Below are 17200 nucleotides of genomic sequence, written 5' to 3' on the forward strand. Positions count from 1 at the left end.
CGTGACCGATTTCGACTCGGCAGTCCGCGCCCAGTGGGCAGGCCGCGACTTGCAGACACAGAAGCAGATCGACTCGGGCAAGATCGACGCTGGCACACGAGGGGCGGTCACCGGTGGAAGGCACCTGGACCCTCTGCAAGAGGCTGTCGCGGGACTGTTCTCCGATCCCACGTTGGGTAGTGACCTGGTGGTCCGAGCGACAGGGAAACTAACCCTCCCCGGTCACTACAGAAGGTCGAAGAACTGGGACATCATTGTCATGTACAGAGACATCCTCGTCGCGGCAGTGGAGTTCAAGAGCCAGGTCGGTTCCGTCGGCAACAACGCGAACAATCGCAGTGAGGAGGTCATCGGCAACGCGGTGGACACCTGGAAGTCCTACGAAGAGGGATTGCTCGGCTCGGTCCGTCCTTGGCTCGGGTACGTCATGTTGATCGAAGAGTGCCACGAGACGACCAAACCGGTCGGCATGGCAAGCAAACCTCTCTATGACCTTGATCCGATATTTGCGACCAACAGCAGCTTCACGGACCGATACAAGGTTGCGCTGCACCGCATGGTCCGCGAACGAATCTACGACGCTGCGGTCCTAGCAACCACCGAGAAGGGACAGGGTGTGTTCAGAGAGCCGGACCCGCTGCTTAGCTTCCAGAACTTTGAAGACGAGATTGCTGGCAGGATGGCGTTCATTCGCGCCAAGGCTGCGAGGAAGCCATGACCGACTTCGACAGCGCGATCCAGGCGTTCTGGACTGGCCGAGACCTCCAAGCGCAGAAGCAGATCGAGTCCGGGAAGGTCGACGCCGGTACTCGTGGCGCGGTCACCGGTGGCGGACACCTACAGCCCATGCAGGACGCCGTGGCCGAACTATTCGAGGACCCCGACCTCGGTGACGAGCTGGTGATCCGGCAGAAGGGCAAGATCACCCTTCCCGGCTACTACCGCCGCTCGAAAGACTGGGACCTGGTGGTCCAGTACAAAGACGCCCTCGTCGCGGCCATCGAGTTCAAGTCGCAAGTCGGGCCGTCGTTCGGAAACAACTTCAACAATCGCACCGAGGAATCCCTCGGAAACGCCGTCGACATCTGGCGGGCGACCGAGGAAGGACTACTCGGGCCGGTGCGCCCGTGGCTCGCGTTCGTCATGGTGATCGAGCACGCGGACAAGTCGTCGCAGCCGCTGACGAACCCACGGCTGCTGTACCCGGCTGACCCGATCTTCACCGACACCAGCTACATCGACCGGTACCGGATCATGCTGCGTCGCCAGGTCCGCGAACGCCTGTATGACGCTGCTGCTGTCGTCGCCACCGAGAAGGGTGGAGGCGTCCACAGCGACCCAGAGCCGGAGTTGAGTCTCAACAATCTCGCCGCCGCGATTGCGGGACGAATGGCGTACATCAAGGCGCTCGACCTCTGAATGGTCGCGAGGCCGGCTAGTAGATACTGCGGTGGCGGAGTGCAAAGAACTCTTGATGAGCAGTCGCGGCCACAGCCCGCGACTGCAAAACCCGCGTTTACCAGGGGACTCACCCGCGCCGTGAGCACTCGCGGGCAGCGGCGGGGGTCCGTTAGGACCCCCGCCTGCCGCGAGTGTGAAACGGCAGTGGGGTCCGAACTCAATCACCCTTGAACGGTGCCGCGATCCAGCGGTACCGAATGTGACCGCCACGGGTAAACGGTTCGATCAACTTGTCGGTCTCCATGCGGTCGATCAGATCGGGAGCCGCGCTGTCTCGGGTCGCGCGTTCCTTGCCAGGCGGCGCGATATGCTTCGCGAGCGAGGACTTGGAGAAGCCTTCCCCGGCCATGCTGCACGCGTAGTCGCGGGCCGTGTCCCACAGGGTGTCAGCAAGTGAGGGTTCCGGTGCCTCAGCGTCGATCTGAGCCGATTCCCCATTGGGGGCGGGGTTCTTTGCCCGGTAGCGGTCCAGCGCGGATTCCAGCGTGCAGGAGTACCGCTCGATGTGCCCGCTCTTGTCGCGCTGCGGGGTGAGGCGTATGACACCGATGTCGCGCGTCGTGCGTCCGGCGGAGTCAGGCGCGGCGTGCAGAGAGTCCACGCCATGACGGCGATCCATGACCTCAGCCTTCATTCGGATTTCGTCGATGTCCGCAGTTTTCGGAAGTGCCGCGCGGCGGACTCCGAGCACCAGATCGGCGTCGTCCAGCTTGGACGAACCACCGCGCAGACGGTCGTTGTCGTGGCCGTAGTGGTCGATGACGACGACGCAAGTTCGTGCCCGCAGCCGGGAGAAGATGTCGAGTGCCCGCGAGCAGTCGCGCGGATCAGACTCGATGAGACCGGCGTGCAGCATTACCTTGCTGAGACTGTCGACGACAATCACCGGGGGCGGGTCGTCGGCACACGCGTCCAGAACGTCGAGCAGTGCCTCATGAACAGTCCCGCCGTGCTTCTCCGCGTGCTCGTGTGGAGAGAAGAAATCGATCTGCAAATCCGCGATCAGGTCCGGGTCGGCACCGTACATCAGAATCTTGCGGGTCAACTCGTCGTCCCCGTTGCTCCGTTCGTACCGACCATTCGAGTCCATGTCTATGTAGAGGCCAGCTCCGACGTTGATCAGGAGCATGAGAGCAAGCGACGACTTGCCGCACTTGGCCTTTCCGCCCGTGATGTGGAGCGCCTTCTTGTAGAACAGCTCCATGTACTCCGGTGTTTCCGGAGCAATGCGGGCGGGCAGTCCGGACAAGTCGCGTCGACCCCGTGCTGCGAGCGACCTGTCGATCCGTCGACGCCGCGTCCGTGTGTCGACGAGACCCTTTGCGACCTTTCGATCACGGTCGTTCGTGTAGGTCCGAATGACTCCGAGCGGGTCGGTCATCTCGTCGCGGCGGATACGCTGGTACAGCTCCCACAGGGTCTCTGCCGGAAGGGTGCTGAGTGCCCTGTCGAGATCGTTGAACACCGCGCGGTCCTTGGGGTCGTAACTGTCCGTTGTGAGGTGTCGACGCGCGACCAACTCGCTCAACACGAGGTCACGTGACTCCCACTTCCACATCCAGTCGTCTTCCTTCACGCCGTACGTCGCCTTGAACTCCGCGTCGATCTTCTTCTGGGCCTTCTTCCACTGCTTCACAGCCGCCTTGTCGGCGCGTTTGATGGCCGCGAGCACCTCCTCCTCGGGTGCGGAGTCGAGGGTGGATCGGGTCACGCCGATGTTCGCCAACTCGTCGTCGATGAGCTGTTCGACCGGCGTAGTCCTCGCCACCAGCGAAGGGATTCCCGAAGGGGGCGTGTAGCCCCGCACCAGAGTGATCTCATCGGTAGACTGCATAGTGATTTCCTTCCCGAAATCGTTTCGACTCGACCCGCCGCCCACCGGCGGGTCTTGTCGTTAGTTGGTTGTCATTTGTCGGGTAAGCCGAGCGTCCTCGACCACCGGGTGCGCGGCTCCGCGCGCGGCGTCGTCAGGTCGCCACTGACCGTCTCCACCGAGGTGTCCGGCACCTCTGGCGAGATGGTCGAGATAGTCCGCCTCGGTGTCCAGAAAGCGGACGACGGCGCTAAGCGACCGAGCAACAGACCGGGTGTGTTCGCGTACCGACAGGCGTGCGTCGTCGTCTACCTCGCCGCGCCTGATCGAGTTCTCGACGTGTCCGCTGATCCTGTCCCGCACCCTCTCGATCTCACCCGCGAGTTCGATCAGGTCGCGCGCGCAGTAGGCAACTGGTGGCGGGTCCATCCACTCCGTGTCATCAGTCATCGCGCTCACCGCCGAGGGTGGCGTCGATCCACCGCGACTCCGCGTCAATCTTCGCGCCCACAGTGGTGAGCCAGTCGATGAATCGAGCGGTGCGGGCTGTCATCTCCAAGCGAGCCGCGAGGTCGAGCCGGTCGGTCAGCACCCCGCGCTCCGCCATCGCTCGCAGGGTGGCAGCGGTGCCACTCACGGTGTCGGAGAGCGCCGCCAGCTCGTATGCGGGTTCGGTGCTCGGGCAGCCGCTCATCGGTCCGCGCTCCGGTGCGAATCGTCAAGGCGCCGGCCGAACTCGGAGGGGCGTCCGTAGTCTGTGTCGTCGGACCCGGCGTAGGGGCGGTGAGAGGGGGTCACCGTAGGGGTCGTCGTAGGATTTTGCGACCAGTGGTTTGCCCCGCGAGGATTCATGCTCTGACCTCGCCTCACGTAGAGAAATGCCCCTGTACTGCCATCCCGGTAGTTGGACAGGGTGGCGGATACCGCAGTCACTGGTCCTCCGTAGGGAGAGCGGTAGGGCGGGTGTCCATCCCTTTGGCGACGGGAATGGTGCGCGGTTCCGCCGGGGTGGCCGGGGAAATGTACATGCCCTTGTCCACGCTGATCGACGTATCCACGGCGTCCATCGTGCGAGCGCTGTCGTCGTCAATGCTCTGGGCGGTCTGCCGGTACCGGTCGATGAAATCTGCGTCCCGGTACAGGTTGTCGCGAATGGTCACGGCGTTCTGTCGCAGCACATCGAGCGACGACTCAAATCCGCGCAACACGTCGATGTAAATCGGCATGACAACGCCGCACGGACTCGCCTCGCGGGTGGCGGCTTCCAGCAGCGCGTCGGCTTCTTTGTGGACCGTCTGGAAGATGTCGTCTCCCACGGTTCGCAACCTCCGCGAGTAGTCCGAGAGTTCGTCATGGTCCACTACGACCTGTCGATCCTGTGTGCTCATTGTCAAACCGCTTTCAGTTGAACTGGGCGTCGATGTAGTCGCGCAGATCGCTGCGTCGGACGTACCGACGGCGACCGATCTTTGCCACCGGAAGGTCTCCCGACCGGAGAACCCTGTTCCACTGGTCGCGTCCGATCCCGACCTCGCGACGGGCCGTGTCGGCCTCGATCACCTGGTCGTCGAAAATGGCGTTCGTCATTCTGCTTCCTCCTTGTTAGGTCCCGACTCTCGGGCGTTGGAAAATCCGACAGGCCTACATATACCCCAACAAATCCCGATATGCCACGACACAACGAAACTTTTCCGATACTCTGTCGGTATGCCACCGAAGGATCTACCGAAGTCAGAAGTCAGTCGGAACGTCGCGATCAACGTGTCGCGGTTCAGAGCATTGCGCCGATTGACCGGCGCGGAACTGGCCGACAGGCTCGCAGCGCAAGGTCGGCCACTCTCTCGCGCGACCGTCTCAGAGATCGAGAACATGCGCCGCCGAGTCGACGTGGACGATCTCGTGGCGCTCTCGATTGCGCTCGACGTGCCCGTCGTATCGCTTCTCATGCCGCCGACTTATGAACCGGCGGCGGCGGTCCAGATGGTTGGCGACCGGCTCTACGACGCAGCGACCGTGTGGGCGGCGCTCAGAGGTGAAGGAACATGGGACGGCGATTGGGTCGACCCCGACATCGAGGAGATCGAAACGATGAAGCGGATGACATGGCCGGACTGGTGTCCGCGATGACTGCGCGCACGGGTAAGAGCAAGCGCACCGGGCCGTCGATCCGGTTGCGGTCTGACGGGCGATACGTCGCGCGGCAGACCGTTGAGGGCGTCCGCTTGTATGGGTACGGCCAGACGGAGAACGCGGCGCTGGCCGACTTCCAGGAGAAGGAGAAGCGACTTCGGAAGGGGCTGCCGCTGACCGATAGTCGGGCCACGTTCCGAGAGGTTGCCCGGCAGTGGCGCACCGTCACTCTCCCGGTGTTGGACGTCAGCGATAGCACTCGTCGTCTGTATGGCGACCGCACGCGGCTTCACCTCGAATCGTCCTCCCTCGCCCGGTTTTCGATGGCGTCGCTCAGGCCCGCTCACATCGAGCGGTGGATCGCCCAGGCGACCGACGACGGGGTGGCCGCGTCGTCGCTTCGAACGGACTTCGCGATCTTGACTCACATCTGTCGGACAGCGGTACGTGACGGGCTGATCGCAGAGAGTCCGCTACGTGGTGTCGCGCGTCCGTCCAAGCGTCGAAGCGATGTCGAGTACCTTCGCCCCGAGGATGTCGCCCGGCTCCTGGCCGAGGTCGCTCACAGTAGCCACGCCCCGGCGATCATGCTCGTTGCGGCGACCGGGCTGCGTCGCGGTGAAGCGCTGGCCCTCCGCTGGCGTGATGTCGACTTCCAGCGCCGGACGATCCGCGTTGCGGGGACGCTCAACGGTCTCACGATGAAGCGTCAGGCGTGGACGAAGAACGGTAAGCCTCGGGCGATTCCGGCGTCGGCCGCAGTGCTCGACATGTTGCGCGAGGTTCGTCGCCGACAGGTCGAACAACAGGACGCGGCAGGCGTTGAGTGGTCGAATCCTCTCGGGCTGGTGTTCACCACGGACACGGGTAAGCCCCTGGGTCCGCGCAACGTCCTGAGGACGGTTCAGAACGCCTCGAAGCGACTCGGCCTCGCCGAGTCGGTGGGTATCCACACCCTGCGCCACAGCGCCGCAACGGCACTCCTGGAAGGCGGCGCGCACGTCAAGAATGTCTCGTCCATCTTGGGTCATTCGAGCGCACAGGTGACGATCGACATCTACGCCCACCAGCACGACGAAGCACAGCGGTCGGCTCTCGATTCGCTGAGTTCGGCCATGTGGGGTCAAACCGATTCTGACCCCAGTTCTGACCCCAAAGCGAGCGGGACGGATCAGGAGGAACCGGGAGACCCCGGCGGGTTGTCGCTGGTCAGCGGTGATTGACCGGGATCGCGGTCGATCCTTCTGGCCTCGGAAAACAGTGCTCCCTATAACTACGGATCAGAAGGTTTGGGGTTCGAATCCCTACGGGCGCACAGAGAAGAGACCCGCACCGATCGGTGCGGGTCTCTTCGTACGCGGAGGGTTACGCGCCGCCGGTGTGGCGGTCGATCCCCAGTGTGGCGATCAGGTCCTCGTGGAGCTGGAACCAGACCTTGTGGCAGGAGTCGCGGTCGGTCTTGTCGATCCAGTCGTGCCCGCCCGACCGTGCGCGGAGCAGGGCGGCGTCGTAGCGGTCCAGGTAGCCGTCGAACCGCGCGAGTACCCGAGCCACGGCGCCGACGATCGGCCGGGCGTCGGCACTGATCGCCGCCAGTTCGTCGAGCACCCGCCCGTCCCACTCGCCGTCGCGGTGGTCGTTGACCGCGAAGCGGTCGGCGTCGGTCGGCCGCATCTGCCAGTCGGTGACGGCTTTGACGAGGCGGCCGTTGAGTGGGAGGAACTCCCGGTAGGCGGCGCCCACGACGGCGCCGGCGTCGGTCTGCCGGCGCTCAGTCGCGAGCTGGTCCTCGTTCGCCGACTTGCCCTCCTCGGTCAACGACCATCCGCCGTCGCCGGCGAAGGCGGTGCGCTGCACCCAGCCCTGCTTCTGCGCCTTGCGCAGGATCCAGTCGGCCTCGTCGACGGCGACACCGGCTCGATCGGCCACGACGTCGGTGTCGGCGTATCCGAGGACGCGCACGGCGTGCAGCGTGCGCAGGTCCGGCGTCGACTGGTGGCTCATGAGCGGTTTCCCCGTCTCGCCGTCAGACGATCGACGTGCTGCTGGCAGGCCTGTTTGGAGCGGAACCCCATCGCGTCGGCGATTTCCGACCAGGTCAGCCCCTCGCCGCGGGCGACGAACAGCAGCCCGGCCTCGACCCCCTCCTGTTCGTCGCGGGCCGCGGACACGAGGGAGAGTGCGCCGAGGAGTTCCTCGCGCGTCAGCTCCGCGGCATGCCAGAGCGCGTACTGGGTCAGGTCGGTCGCCGACGTCGGCACGGGCGGCGGACGCCAGGGCCGTGGGCTGAGCCGATCGGCGCCGTGGGCGAGCAGCAGGTCTCGGGCCCGCTCCTCGCGTCGTGCCCGCGCCTGGTCCTGTGCGGCGTCGTCGTGGATCTCTCCCATGCCGCGCAGTCTGCTACCGTCGGGCAGGGATGTCAACAAAACATTGACGGCGAATGTGCGGGTGAGGTGAGCAGCGTGGTGGTGATGCTGCGCGACGCCACGGTCGGCGCCTGCGGCGGCAAGGCCGGCGCGCTCGGCGCCCTCCTGCGCGAAGGCCTCCCGGTGCCCGACGGATTCGTCGTCACCGCCGCGACGACGCGGGCGGAACTCGCCCGGGCGCTGCAGGGCCTCGGCGACCCCGTCGTCGCGGTGCGCTCGTCCGCGGCGGGTGAAGACACCGCGGCGGCATCGGCGGCCGGCCAATACGAGAGCTTCCTCGGCCTGCAGAGAGTCGATGATGTCTGCGCCGCGGTCGACGCGTGCCGGGAATCGGCGCAGGCAGCCCGGGTGCAGGCGTATCAGGCGAGGACGGGCGTCGAGGCGGGTGAGGTGGCGGTGCTCGTGCAGAGCATGGTCGCCGCGGATTCCTCCGGGGTGATGTTCACGCCCGAGCACCCCGGTGGGCCGACCCGGATCGAAGCGGCCTGGGGGCTGGGTCTCGGCGTCGTCGGCGGAACGGTCGGCCCGGACTCGTACGAGGTCGCCACCGATGGATCGGTCACCGTCGCCGTCGGCGGCAAGCAGACCCGCATCGACCTCGATCCCGCCGGCGGCCTGGTCAGGACGGAGGTGTCACCGGTGCAGCAGCGCGGCCGCACGCTCTACGACGACAGGGTGCGGCGGCTGACCGTGCTCGGGCGAATGGTCGCCGATGTCCGAGGAGCTCCGCAGGACGTCGAGTGGGCCGTCGTGGGCACCGATATCTGGGTGCTGCAGGCCCGGCCGATCACCGCGCCGGTGCCGGGCGTCGTGGCGCCGCGGTCGACGGTCGACGGGGAGCTGACCGGGACTCCCGGATCCCCCGGCCGGCTGACCGCGCCGGCCCGTCTCGTCCACGGGCCGAACGACTTCGCGCGGGTGCGACCCGGCGAGATCATCGTCTGCCCGTACACCGACCCGGCGTGGACGCCATTGTTCACCGTCGCCGGGGGCGTGGTCACCGAGACCGGCGGCGCCCTGTCCCACGCGGCGATCGTCGCCCGCGAATACGGGATCCCGGCGGTTCTCGGCGTGGCCGGGGCCTTGTCCCGGATCGTCGACGGCCAGCAGATCCGGCTCGACGGAGCGGCCGGAACCATCGCCCCGACGAGCGGGAGGTAGTCCACCGGGGAGTTCTCCCCATCGACACCGAGCCGACGGGCGCCGATAGTGGGGGACATGAGAACCACGAAGCTGCTCACCCCGCTGATCGCACTGGCCGCGACGGCCGGCTGGATGTGCCTGGGCGCCCCGTCGGCGCAGGCGGCACCCGTCGATCCCGCGCCGTACCTGCAGACCGGGGCGTACTACTTCACCACCCCGTCGGGTGGCTGGAAGTGTGCCATCTCGACGAAAGACGGCTATGCGGGCTGCAAGGGTCGCCTGCCCGCCGATGCGCCGAGCGTGTCCGGTGGTGGCGTGGCGTCGATCCATCCCAACAACGCGATGGTTCGCCGCGGCAGCCGCGCCACCCTCGGCTTCACCAGCGACACGAGCCTGTCGGCCCCGTCGCCCGCGCGCGTTCTCGGCTACGGCCAGGTGCTGAGCGTCGGCGGCTACACCTGTTCGGTCGACGCGGCCACCGGCGTCTCGTGCGATGCCGGGCAGCACGGGTTCACCGTTTCTACGACGGGCTATCGGCTCCGTTGAGCCCGGTCGGGTTCCGATGCCCGATGCCGACCACGTCGTGCAGGATCTGGTGCACCACCGCGTCGTAGACCAGCGAGTAGAGGACCATCCGCCCGGACCGGTCGGCGTGGACCCAGCCCTGCGCGCGCAGGGATCGCAGCGATTGCGATGCGGCGTTCTCGGTGATCCCGACGCGGTCGGCCAGGACCGCGACCGACAGATTCGGTTCGGCGTGCATCTCGACCAGCAGGGCCAGGCGCGTCGGATCGCCGAGCATGGCGAAGCGGGTGGCCCAGTGCGTGATCTGGCCCGAGTTCAACCGGGTGTGCGTGTGATCTGACGCCACGGGGCTTCCTCTCGAGCGCGTGTCCTGCTGACGATCCTTTCACGCCGAGAGGCGATTGCGTCACCCGTCGACGGGCAGGGTCTCGTGGTGGACGGGCCGGAACTTCTTCTTGGCCAGCAGGAACAGCCAGGTGGCGAACACGAACGGGCCGGTTCCCGCGGGAAGTGCCCAGGCGGCCAGCAGGGTCGCCAGTCCGGCGTGGAAGATCACCGTGGTCACCACGCCGAGCAGTGCGTAGGCGAGCACCCGGGGGCCGGGGGTGTAGAAGACGCATCCGAGCGCGATGGCGGTCAGCACGGCGCTGAAGCCGTAGATGCCGTTGCCGATGTCGACCGCGGGGGCGCCCAGCGCCAGACTCACGCCGATGGCCACGGCCGAGCCGGCGAGCGCCAGAGCGGCCGCCGTCAACGACGACACCGCGATCGCGACGACGAAGATCACGCCGGTGACCCAGTTGTTGATGAGGAAGACCTGGGCGACGTTCTTGAACAGCACCTCGAGCAGCCAGCTCGCGGTGACGTCGACGTACGCGGCCGCGTCGTTCGTCGCACCGTCGGTGGGCAGGTGGGCATCGCCGAGCGGATTGGTGTCGAGTGCGGCGAACTTGAAGGCCCCGAGCAGCAGCACCCAGTTGACCAGGTTGAACGGGAAGGTGAGCGCCGGCACCCCCCACGTCTTGAAGACCCGGGCCGTCGCCATGAACGCCACCGTCGACGCCGCTGCCCCGACGACGACGTACGGCCACAACCAGGCGTTGTCGGCGAGGAAGGTCGGCAGCGCCGCACCGACCAGGATGCCGTTGTAGCCGTACAACCCGGCCCGCATCGTGCTGGTGTCCGGTTGCAGCGCCAGTGCGGTGAGAGTCGAGACGACGAGTCCGATCAGCGCGCCGATCACCACCTGCGGCGAGTCCGCCGCGATCGCCCCGTAGCCGATCCCGACGAGGAACAGCAGGCCGGTGAGGGCGTTGGCCTGGAACATCACCTGCCCCGACCCCCGCAGCGTCACGTCGGCGATCCGCGCGGCCGGGAGGCGGTCGGTCAGCCTGGTCCAGCGGGCGCCGGGGCCCGCCGTCGATTCACTCATCGGATCTCCTTCTCTCACATCCACAGGGGTCGCGGTCCGAGCTCGGCGGCGAGCACCTCGTCGCGGACCACCGCCCAGAACTCGCGGACGCGCTCGAGGACCGGTCTGCTCTCGGCGCCGATCGCCTTGAACACCAGGCCGCAGTCCCCGGGCAGCCGGCTGGCGCCGCTGTAGACGCCGTCGCGCAATCCGGCGGGGGTGCGCGCCAGGATCGCCGCGGCCCGCTCCGGCGGCGTCAGCACGAACACGTTGCCGAAGACGTCGTATTCGCCCATCACGCCGATCAGCCGCACCGGCGTCCGCGCCGGTTCGATGAGGATCTTCTCGGTGAACAGTCGCCGACCGTCGGGGCGCCGGGCGCGCAGCAGGGCCGAGTAGACGTCGTAGCCGAAGACCTCGTCGTCGTGGTGATACTTGCGCCCGGGCATGACGACCTCGGAGAACAGGAGCGTCGCCGACTCGTCGATCACGACGTCGCTGCGGGTGACGTAGCGCGAGTTCCGGTGGGGGATGGTGATGCCCGGCAGATACTCCAGGTACGAGTCCGGGCCCAGCACGATCCGTTGGTCCTGCACCGCGTAGTTGGCGTCCATCTGGTGGACCTTGGTGGCGGACTGCGTGGTGATGTGGGCCTTCGCCCCGGCTTCCAGGGTGATGTCCACGCTCAGCCGATCGCCCTGCAGCACCCCGCCGGAGATCGAGATGATGTAGACGCAGGCCATATCCGGGATCTGCTCGTCCCAGTACAGCGCCTGCTGCACGAGCAGGGGGGTCTTGCGATAGAGGTCGGCCAGCACCGTGCGGTCGTCCTTGTCGACGAACCGCATGCGCAGTTCGCCGGTCTTGGCCGACTTGCCCGCAGGCGCCTGTTTCGGCTGATCCTGGTAGTCGACCAGCTCGGGGAGCTCTACCGCACTCATCTGTCGACTCAGCCGGCGGCATCCGCCTGATCGAAGAGGACGCCGTGCGCGATGAGGTCGACGACCTCGGTGATGCCCTCGTCGGTCTTGCAATTGGTGAACACGAACGGCTTGCCGTTGCGCTGGGCCGCCGAGTCCCGCTCCATGACCGAGAGGTCGGCGCCCACGTACGGCGCGAGGTCGGTCTTGTTGATGACCAGGATGTCGGACTGGGCGATTCCCGGCCCGTTCTTACGGGGGATCTTGTCGCCGGCGGCGACGTCGATCACGTAGATGAAGAAGTCCACCAGCGCCGGGCTGAAGGTCAGGGTGAGGTTGTCGCCGCCGCTCTCGATGAACACGATGTCCGCGTCGGGAAAGGTCTCTTCCATCTCCTCGACGGCCGCGAGGTTCATGCTCGGGTCCTCGCGGACGGCGGTGTGCGGGCACGCGCCCGTCTCCACGCCGACGATCCGCTCCTCGAGCAGCACACCCTTCAGCGCCTTCTGCACGTGTTTGGCGTCCTCGGTGGTGACCACGTCGTTGGTGATGATCAGGATGCTCGTGTCCCGGTCGATGAAGTGGGGCGTGATCGCCTCGATCAGGGCGGTCTTGCCGGACCCGACGGGACCGCCGACGCCGATACGCGTGGTCTTCTTCATTTCTCTCCTCATCTCAATTCATGAACATGCGGACGTGTGAGCCGACGTGGATCGACGCGAAGATGTCGAGCATCGGTGCGAATGTCGACATGTCGTCCAGGCCGAGTCCGCGGATGCGCTCGTAGTCCTCACCGATCGACGCGTTGACGTCGTACAGGATCTTCTGGGCGTCCAGGTGGTCCACGCGCACCAGGCGCAGGGCGGCGCCGAGGACGGTCGCGGCGATGCCGTACTGGTGGACGCCGAAGGCCTCCTCCTCGGTCCCGCCGACCTCGGCGAGGATCAGCCCCTGCGTCGCCGGATACGTGCCCGGGGTGGCGCCGGCCTTGATCTGCGCGAGCCAGTCGCCGATCGGCGCCGACCCGGGCACCAGGCGCAGTCCCAGCTCCGCCGCTTTGCGGCCCATCCGGGTCACCATGGTGCGCGCCTCTTCGTTGAGTTTGCGCTCCCACACCGCCGCGTCCGCCTCGGCGACGCCCGTGGGATCCTGCGCCGTCGCGGCGCGGTGTGCGTGCAGCACGGCGATCCCGTCGCACCCGGCCGCCTGGTGCACCGAGGCCGCCACGAACTCGCGCAGACTCGGCTCGTCGACGATCAGCCCCTCGGCGACGCCGGTCTCCAATCCGTTGGAGAAGGAGAAGGAGCCGACGGGGAGCATCGTGTCGGAGAACTGCATGGCGCGCATCGCGCGGACCATCGCCCCCGGGTCGGCCGCCTCAGTGATGGTCATGACCGCCGTGGTCGTGCGGATGGGTGTGTCCCTCCCCCTCGCGCTGCGCGCCGCCGAACAGCCGTCGGGCCTCGTGCGGCGCGATGTAGGGGATCACCTCGGCACCCGGGATGAAACGGTGTTTGACCCCCTCGAGGGCGTGGGTGCGCATCACCGAGTTCATCACCGGCTGGGCGACGGTCAGCGGGACGTAGAGCTTGGTCCCCTTGATGACCGCCGGCCAGTGCTGGTTGCCGATCGCGTGCCCGAGTTCGAGGCAGGTCTGGATCACCGTCTCGGTGTCCTCGCCGGCGACCTCGGACAGGTCGACCTCCATCACCTCTTTGAGGCTGATCCGGGCGACGATGGCCGTCGAGGTGTCCTCGTCCCACGCGAGGACGTCGCCGTCCTTGAGTTGGACGCCGCGATCGAGGGAGATCGCGACCTCGCCGCCGCCCGCGGTCGGACGGCGCAGACGGCTCTTCTGGGCCTCCCACTGGTCGAGGTAGACCGCGTCGACGGTGGCGTCGGCCAGTCTGGTCGACCACTGTTCGTCGCCCTCGTTCCCGAGGAGCTCCTCGACGATGACCAGCTGCTGGGTGTTGTTCACTCTGGTAGTCCTCCGGTTCAGCTGAAGAAGTAGAGCTGGTTGAGGCTGATCGACTCGGCCGGCTCGACGTAGGCGTGTTCCCCGTCGACCGTGACCGCGAAGGTCTCCGGATCGACCTTGATCTCGGGTAGCGCCGAGTTGTGCACCATGTGGTGCTTGGTGATCCCGCGGGTGTTCTCGACCGGGATCACCTGCCGCTCCAACCCGAGGCGGTCGGCGATGCCCGATTCGGCCGCGGCCTTGGAGACGAAGGAGACCGACGTCTCCTGCAGGGTCTTGCCGAAAGCACCGAACATCGGCCGGTAGATCACCGGCTGCGGCGTCGGCAGCGAGGCGTTCGGGTCGCCCATGGCGTGCCAGTTGATCGCCCCGCCCTTGATGACGGTCCGCGGCTTGGCGCCGAAGAACGCCGGTTCCCACAGGATGAGGTCGGCGAGCTTTCCCTCGGCGATCGACCCGACGTGGTTGGAGATCCCGAAGGTGATCGCGGGGTTGATGGTGACCTTCGCGATGTACCGCAGCACCCGGAAGTTGTCGTTGCCGGCGGCGTCCTCGGGCAGCTTGCCGCGTGCCTTCTTCATCGAATCGGCCATCTGCAGGCAGCGCAGCCAGTTCTCGCCGATGCGTCCCATCGCCTGCGAGTCGCTGGAGATCACCGAGATGACGCCCATGTCGTGCAGCACGTTCTCCGCGCCGATCGTCTCGGCGCGCACCCGACTCTCGGCGAAGGCCACGTCCGACGGCACGTTCGGATTCAGGTTGTGGCAGACCATGATCATGTCGAACAGCTCGGCCTGCGAGTTGATGCCGTAGGGCAGGGTCGGATTCGTCGACGCGGGCAACACGTTGTGTTCGGCGGTGACCCGCAGCAGGTCCGGGGCGTGACCGCCGCCCGCTCCCTCCGAGTGATAGGTGTGGATGGTCCGACCGTCGAAGGCGGCGATCGTGTCCTCCACGTAGCCGGCCTCGTTGAGGGTGTCGGTGTGGATGGCCACCTGCACGTCGTAGTCGTCGGCGACGCTCAGCGCGGCGTCGATGGCCGCCGGGGTGGACCCCCAGTCCTCGTGGATCTTCAGGCCGGCGTTGCCCGCCTTGAGCTGCTCCTCCATGGACAGCTTCCCCGACGAGTTGCCCTTGCCGCACATCAGCATGTTGACCGGGAGGCCCTCGTTGGCCTTCAACATCATCTCGGTGTTCCAGGTGCCCGAGGTGATGGTCGTCCCGTTCGTGCCGTCGGTCGGACCGATGCCGCCGCCGATGAGGGTCGTGATCCCGCCGGCCAGCGCGGTGTAGGCCTGCTGCGGCGAGATCAGGTGCACGTGGGGGTCGAGTCCGGCGGCGGTCAGGATCAACTGCTCGCCGGAGATCGCGTCGGTCGCCGGCCCGCAGGTCATCCCGGGCGTCACACCGTCCATCGTCGATGCGTTGCCGGCCTTGCCGATGCCGGCGATCCGCCCGTCCTTGATGCCGACGTCGGCCTTGATGACGCCGAGCAGCGGGTCGACGATCACCACGTTCGTGATCACGATGTCCAGGGCGCCGCTGTCGCTGGTCGCCGCGGGGTCCTGGCCCATGCCGTCGCGGAGCGTCTTGCCGCCGCCGTAGATCGACTCGTCGCCGATGACGCGGAGATCCTTCTCGATCTCCACGTAGAGGTCGGTGTTGCCGAGCCGGATCTGGTCGCCGGTCGTCGGCCCGAAGAGACCCGAGTACTCCTTGCGGGAAATGCTGGTCATGATTCTCCTCCTGCGGACCGGGGTTACTTGGATTTCTTCGCGGCCGGCTTGAGGGCCTTGGACTTGAAGCCGAGCTCGGCGAGCTTGTCGACGGCCTGCTGGAAGCGGGGTCGGTATTCGGCGTCGGTGGGCGCCCAGCCGTCGACGAGACCGTTGAACCCGTGGACGCGCTGCTTGCCGCCGAACGGAACGAGCGTCACGTCCTGCTGATCGCCGGGTTCGAATCGCACCGCGGTGCCGGCCGGGATGTCCAGCCGCCAACCGAAGGTGGCCGGGCGGTCGAATTCGAGGGCCCGGTTCACCTCCATGAAGTGGTAGTGCGAGCCGACCTGGATCGGACGGTCGCCGGTGTTGCGGACGGTGATGGTCTGTCGGGGGCGGCCGACGTTGATCTCGATCGGCTCGGCGCGCAGGACGTAGCCGCCGACCGGAACCTTCGACTTCTTGTCCTTGGGGGTCGCGGCGGTGGAATCGGTGGACTTCCTGGGCTTGCTCGGCATGGCGACGCTCCTCGGTCAGCGAATGGGGTTGTGGACGGTGACCAGGCGGGTGCCGTCGGTGAACACGGCTTCGACCTGGACCTTGGAGATCATGTCCGCGACGCCGTCCATGACGTCGTCGGTGGTGAGCGCCTTGGACGCGTCCTCCATCACCTGCTCGACGGTCTTGCCCTCGCGGGCACCCTCGAGGGCCGCCGCGGTGATGATGGCCACCGATTCGGGGTGGTTGAGCTTGAGGCCCTTGTCCTTCCGGCGCTGGGCGATGTCGGCCAGGGTGAGGATCGTCAGCTTGTCCAGTTCGCGAGGTGTCAGATGCATTGCCACTCCTTGATTCACGTCTGCCGCGACACGGGGTGACCCAGGTCACCCCACTGACTGCAACCTAACAACCTTCGCCAACCGTCGGGGCAAATCCCTCTGAACAGCGGATATATGTCCATCGGGACACATGGCGCGGCACGCATCCCGGTCGCGGCCGGCTCACCGTGCGGCGCTCAGCGTGCGATGGCGGCGACCAGCTGGTCGCCGAGCCAGCGCTCGTATTCGTCGGGGGACCACCCGCAGCGCCGGACCAGTCGGTCGGCCACCTCGGGGGCGGTCAGCGTCCACACGATGTCGTGCAGGCGGTCGCGACCGGGGGGAGTGGGGATTCCGTGCGACGCCGCCAGGCCGTCGAGTGCGTGGCCGCTGCCGGTCCGCCGCTCGGCTTCGATCGTCGCGAGGAAGTCGCGCAAGGTCGTGTCGTCGCCGGCGCCGCCGTGCAGCAGCACGCCCAGCAGCGGGCCGACGTGCTCGTAGATCACGCGCGTCCACCCGGCGTAGGCGCGCAGGAAGCCCGCGGCGTCGGCGCTCTCGCGCATCGCGAGGAACTGTGGCCGCTGGCTCATCGGCGTCGGGTCGTCGTCACCGGCGAGGGTGACGTCGTAGACGGCCTTGACCACCTCGGCCTTGCCGCCGATCGAGTTGTAGACCGTCTGCGGGCTGACGCCGGCGGCGCGGGCGAGCCCGGCGACCGTCATCTCGCCGTAGCTGCCGTCGAGGAGCAGGTCGTAGGCGGCGGCGACGATCCGCGCTCGTGTCTGTCGCGCCGACTCCGTGCGCCGGGAGTTGTCGTAACCGCGCTTGGCCATTGCCCACGCCTCCACATTTACCTG

General features: G+C 66.9%; 23 protein-coding genes. 6 read left to right on the top strand and 17 right to left on the bottom strand.

Annotated features, from left to right (window positions below):
* The first annotated feature begins 1 nt into the window (after position 1).
* Complete coding sequence (locus tag QM634_RS07215) at positions 2-718, top strand: PaeR7I family type II restriction endonuclease (RefSeq protein ID WP_415042089.1); 717 nt, start codon at positions 2-4, stop codon at positions 716-718.
* The gene (locus tag QM634_RS07220; protein WP_415042090.1) at positions 715-1419 is read left to right on the top strand and encodes a PaeR7I family type II restriction endonuclease; all 705 of its coding nucleotides are present in this window, start codon (positions 715-717) and stop codon (positions 1417-1419) included. Before QM634_RS07215 ends, QM634_RS07220 begins: the two co-directional genes overlap by 4 nt.
* A 199-nt stretch (positions 1420-1618) precedes the next feature.
* Here QM634_RS07220 and QM634_RS07225 read toward each other — a convergent pair whose 3' ends face one another.
* The 5 genes from QM634_RS07225 to QM634_RS07245 form a co-directional block, all read right to left on the bottom strand.
* Complete coding sequence (locus tag QM634_RS07225) at positions 1619-3295, bottom strand: AAA family ATPase (protein WP_415042091.1); 1677 nt, start codon at positions 3293-3295, stop codon at positions 1619-1621.
* A gap of 60 nt (positions 3296-3355) precedes the next feature.
* The gene (locus QM634_RS07230) at positions 3356-3724 is read right to left on the bottom strand and encodes a hypothetical protein (RefSeq protein WP_415042092.1); all 369 of its coding nucleotides are present in this window, start codon (positions 3722-3724) and stop codon (positions 3356-3358) included.
* Positions 3717-3968, bottom strand: coding sequence for a hypothetical protein (locus tag QM634_RS07235; RefSeq protein ID WP_415042093.1), 252 nt, complete (start codon positions 3966-3968; stop codon positions 3717-3719). The genes QM634_RS07230 and QM634_RS07235 overlap by 8 nt, the downstream gene beginning before the upstream one ends.
* A 235-nt stretch (positions 3969-4203) precedes the next feature.
* Entirely contained in the window at positions 4204-4590 is a 387-nt protein-coding gene (locus QM634_RS07240; RefSeq protein ID WP_415042094.1) for a hypothetical protein, read from the bottom strand.
* A gap of 85 nt (positions 4591-4675) precedes the next feature.
* Positions 4676-4861 carry a helix-turn-helix domain-containing protein gene (locus QM634_RS07245; protein WP_415042095.1) on the bottom strand — a complete coding sequence of 62 codons (186 nt, stop codon included), beginning with the start codon at positions 4859-4861 and terminating at the stop codon, positions 4676-4678.
* A gap of 120 nt (positions 4862-4981) precedes the next feature.
* On the opposite strand from QM634_RS07245, the gene QM634_RS07250 reads away from it, so the two are divergent.
* Positions 4982-5401 carry a helix-turn-helix domain-containing protein gene (locus tag QM634_RS07250; protein WP_415042096.1) on the top strand — a complete coding sequence of 140 codons (420 nt, stop codon included), beginning with the start codon at positions 4982-4984 and terminating at the stop codon, positions 5399-5401.
* The gene (locus tag QM634_RS07255; protein ID WP_415042097.1) at positions 5377-6627 is read left to right on the top strand and encodes a tyrosine-type recombinase/integrase; all 1251 of its coding nucleotides are present in this window, start codon (positions 5377-5379) and stop codon (positions 6625-6627) included. Before QM634_RS07250 ends, QM634_RS07255 begins: the two co-directional genes overlap by 25 nt.
* Positions 6628-6769: 142 nt before the next feature.
* On the opposite strand, the gene QM634_RS07260 is transcribed toward QM634_RS07255, so the two are convergent.
* Together QM634_RS07260 and QM634_RS07265 are read right to left on the bottom strand one after the other, a co-directional pair.
* The gene (locus QM634_RS07260; RefSeq protein ID WP_415042098.1) at positions 6770-7408 is read right to left on the bottom strand and encodes a hypothetical protein; all 639 of its coding nucleotides are present in this window, start codon (positions 7406-7408) and stop codon (positions 6770-6772) included.
* Positions 7405-7791, bottom strand: a complete 387-nt coding sequence (locus tag QM634_RS07265) for a MarR family transcriptional regulator (RefSeq protein WP_415042099.1) — start codon at positions 7789-7791, stop codon at positions 7405-7407. Before QM634_RS07265 ends, QM634_RS07260 begins: the two co-directional genes overlap by 4 nt.
* Before the next feature lie 66 nt (positions 7792-7857).
* Between QM634_RS07265 and QM634_RS07270 the strand changes: the two genes are divergently transcribed.
* On the top strand, positions 7858-8991 hold the full coding sequence (locus QM634_RS07270) for a PEP/pyruvate-binding domain-containing protein (RefSeq protein ID WP_415042100.1): 1134 nt from the start codon (positions 7858-7860) through the stop codon (positions 8989-8991).
* Positions 8992-9048: 57 nt separating this feature from the next.
* Positions 9049-9519 carry a hypothetical protein gene (locus tag QM634_RS07275; protein ID WP_415042101.1) on the top strand — a complete coding sequence of 157 codons (471 nt, stop codon included), beginning with the start codon at positions 9049-9051 and terminating at the stop codon, positions 9517-9519.
* Here the strand turns inward: QM634_RS07275 and QM634_RS07280 are convergent.
* From QM634_RS07280 to QM634_RS07325, 10 genes are all read right to left on the bottom strand, one after another.
* Positions 9494-9844, bottom strand: coding sequence for an ArsR/SmtB family transcription factor (locus tag QM634_RS07280; protein ID WP_415042102.1), 351 nt, complete (start codon positions 9842-9844; stop codon positions 9494-9496). The genes QM634_RS07275 and QM634_RS07280 overlap by 26 nt on opposite strands.
* A 60-nt stretch (positions 9845-9904) precedes the next feature.
* Positions 9905-10930, bottom strand: a complete 1026-nt coding sequence (locus QM634_RS07285) for an urea transporter (RefSeq protein WP_415042103.1) — start codon at positions 10928-10930, stop codon at positions 9905-9907.
* Between the two features lie 14 nt (positions 10931-10944).
* Complete coding sequence (locus tag QM634_RS07290) at positions 10945-11850, bottom strand: urease accessory protein UreD (RefSeq protein ID WP_415042104.1); 906 nt, start codon at positions 11848-11850, stop codon at positions 10945-10947.
* 8 nt (positions 11851-11858) lie between these two features.
* Entirely contained in the window at positions 11859-12491 is a 633-nt protein-coding gene (gene ureG / locus QM634_RS07295) for an urease accessory protein UreG (RefSeq protein ID WP_415042105.1), read from the bottom strand.
* A gap of 13 nt (positions 12492-12504) precedes the next feature.
* Positions 12505-13221, bottom strand: a complete 717-nt coding sequence (locus QM634_RS07300; RefSeq protein WP_415042106.1) for an urease accessory protein UreF — start codon at positions 13219-13221, stop codon at positions 12505-12507.
* Positions 13208-13810: an urease accessory protein UreE gene (ureE, locus tag QM634_RS07305; RefSeq protein ID WP_415042107.1), complete on the bottom strand. Its 603-nt coding sequence runs from the start codon at positions 13808-13810 to the stop codon at positions 13208-13210. The genes QM634_RS07300 and ureE overlap by 14 nt, the downstream gene beginning before the upstream one ends.
* A gap of 17 nt (positions 13811-13827) precedes the next feature.
* Positions 13828-15546 carry an urease subunit alpha gene (locus QM634_RS07310; protein ID WP_415042108.1) on the bottom strand — a complete coding sequence of 573 codons (1719 nt, stop codon included), beginning with the start codon at positions 15544-15546 and terminating at the stop codon, positions 13828-13830.
* A 23-nt stretch (positions 15547-15569) separates the two neighbouring features.
* Complete coding sequence (locus QM634_RS07315) at positions 15570-16046, bottom strand: urease subunit beta (protein WP_415042109.1); 477 nt, start codon at positions 16044-16046, stop codon at positions 15570-15572.
* Positions 16047-16061: 15 nt separating this feature from the next.
* Positions 16062-16364: an urease subunit gamma gene (locus tag QM634_RS07320; RefSeq protein ID WP_415042110.1), complete on the bottom strand. Its 303-nt coding sequence runs from the start codon at positions 16362-16364 to the stop codon at positions 16062-16064.
* Between the two features lie 176 nt (positions 16365-16540).
* Positions 16541-17176: a TetR/AcrR family transcriptional regulator gene (locus tag QM634_RS07325; RefSeq protein ID WP_415042111.1), complete on the bottom strand. Its 636-nt coding sequence runs from the start codon at positions 17174-17176 to the stop codon at positions 16541-16543.
* Positions 17177-17200 lie beyond the last annotated feature (24 nt).

This window comes from Gordonia sp. (in: high G+C Gram-positive bacteria) (assembly GCF_047606305.1).
Taxonomy (GTDB): domain Bacteria; phylum Actinomycetota; class Actinomycetes; order Mycobacteriales; family Mycobacteriaceae; genus Gordonia.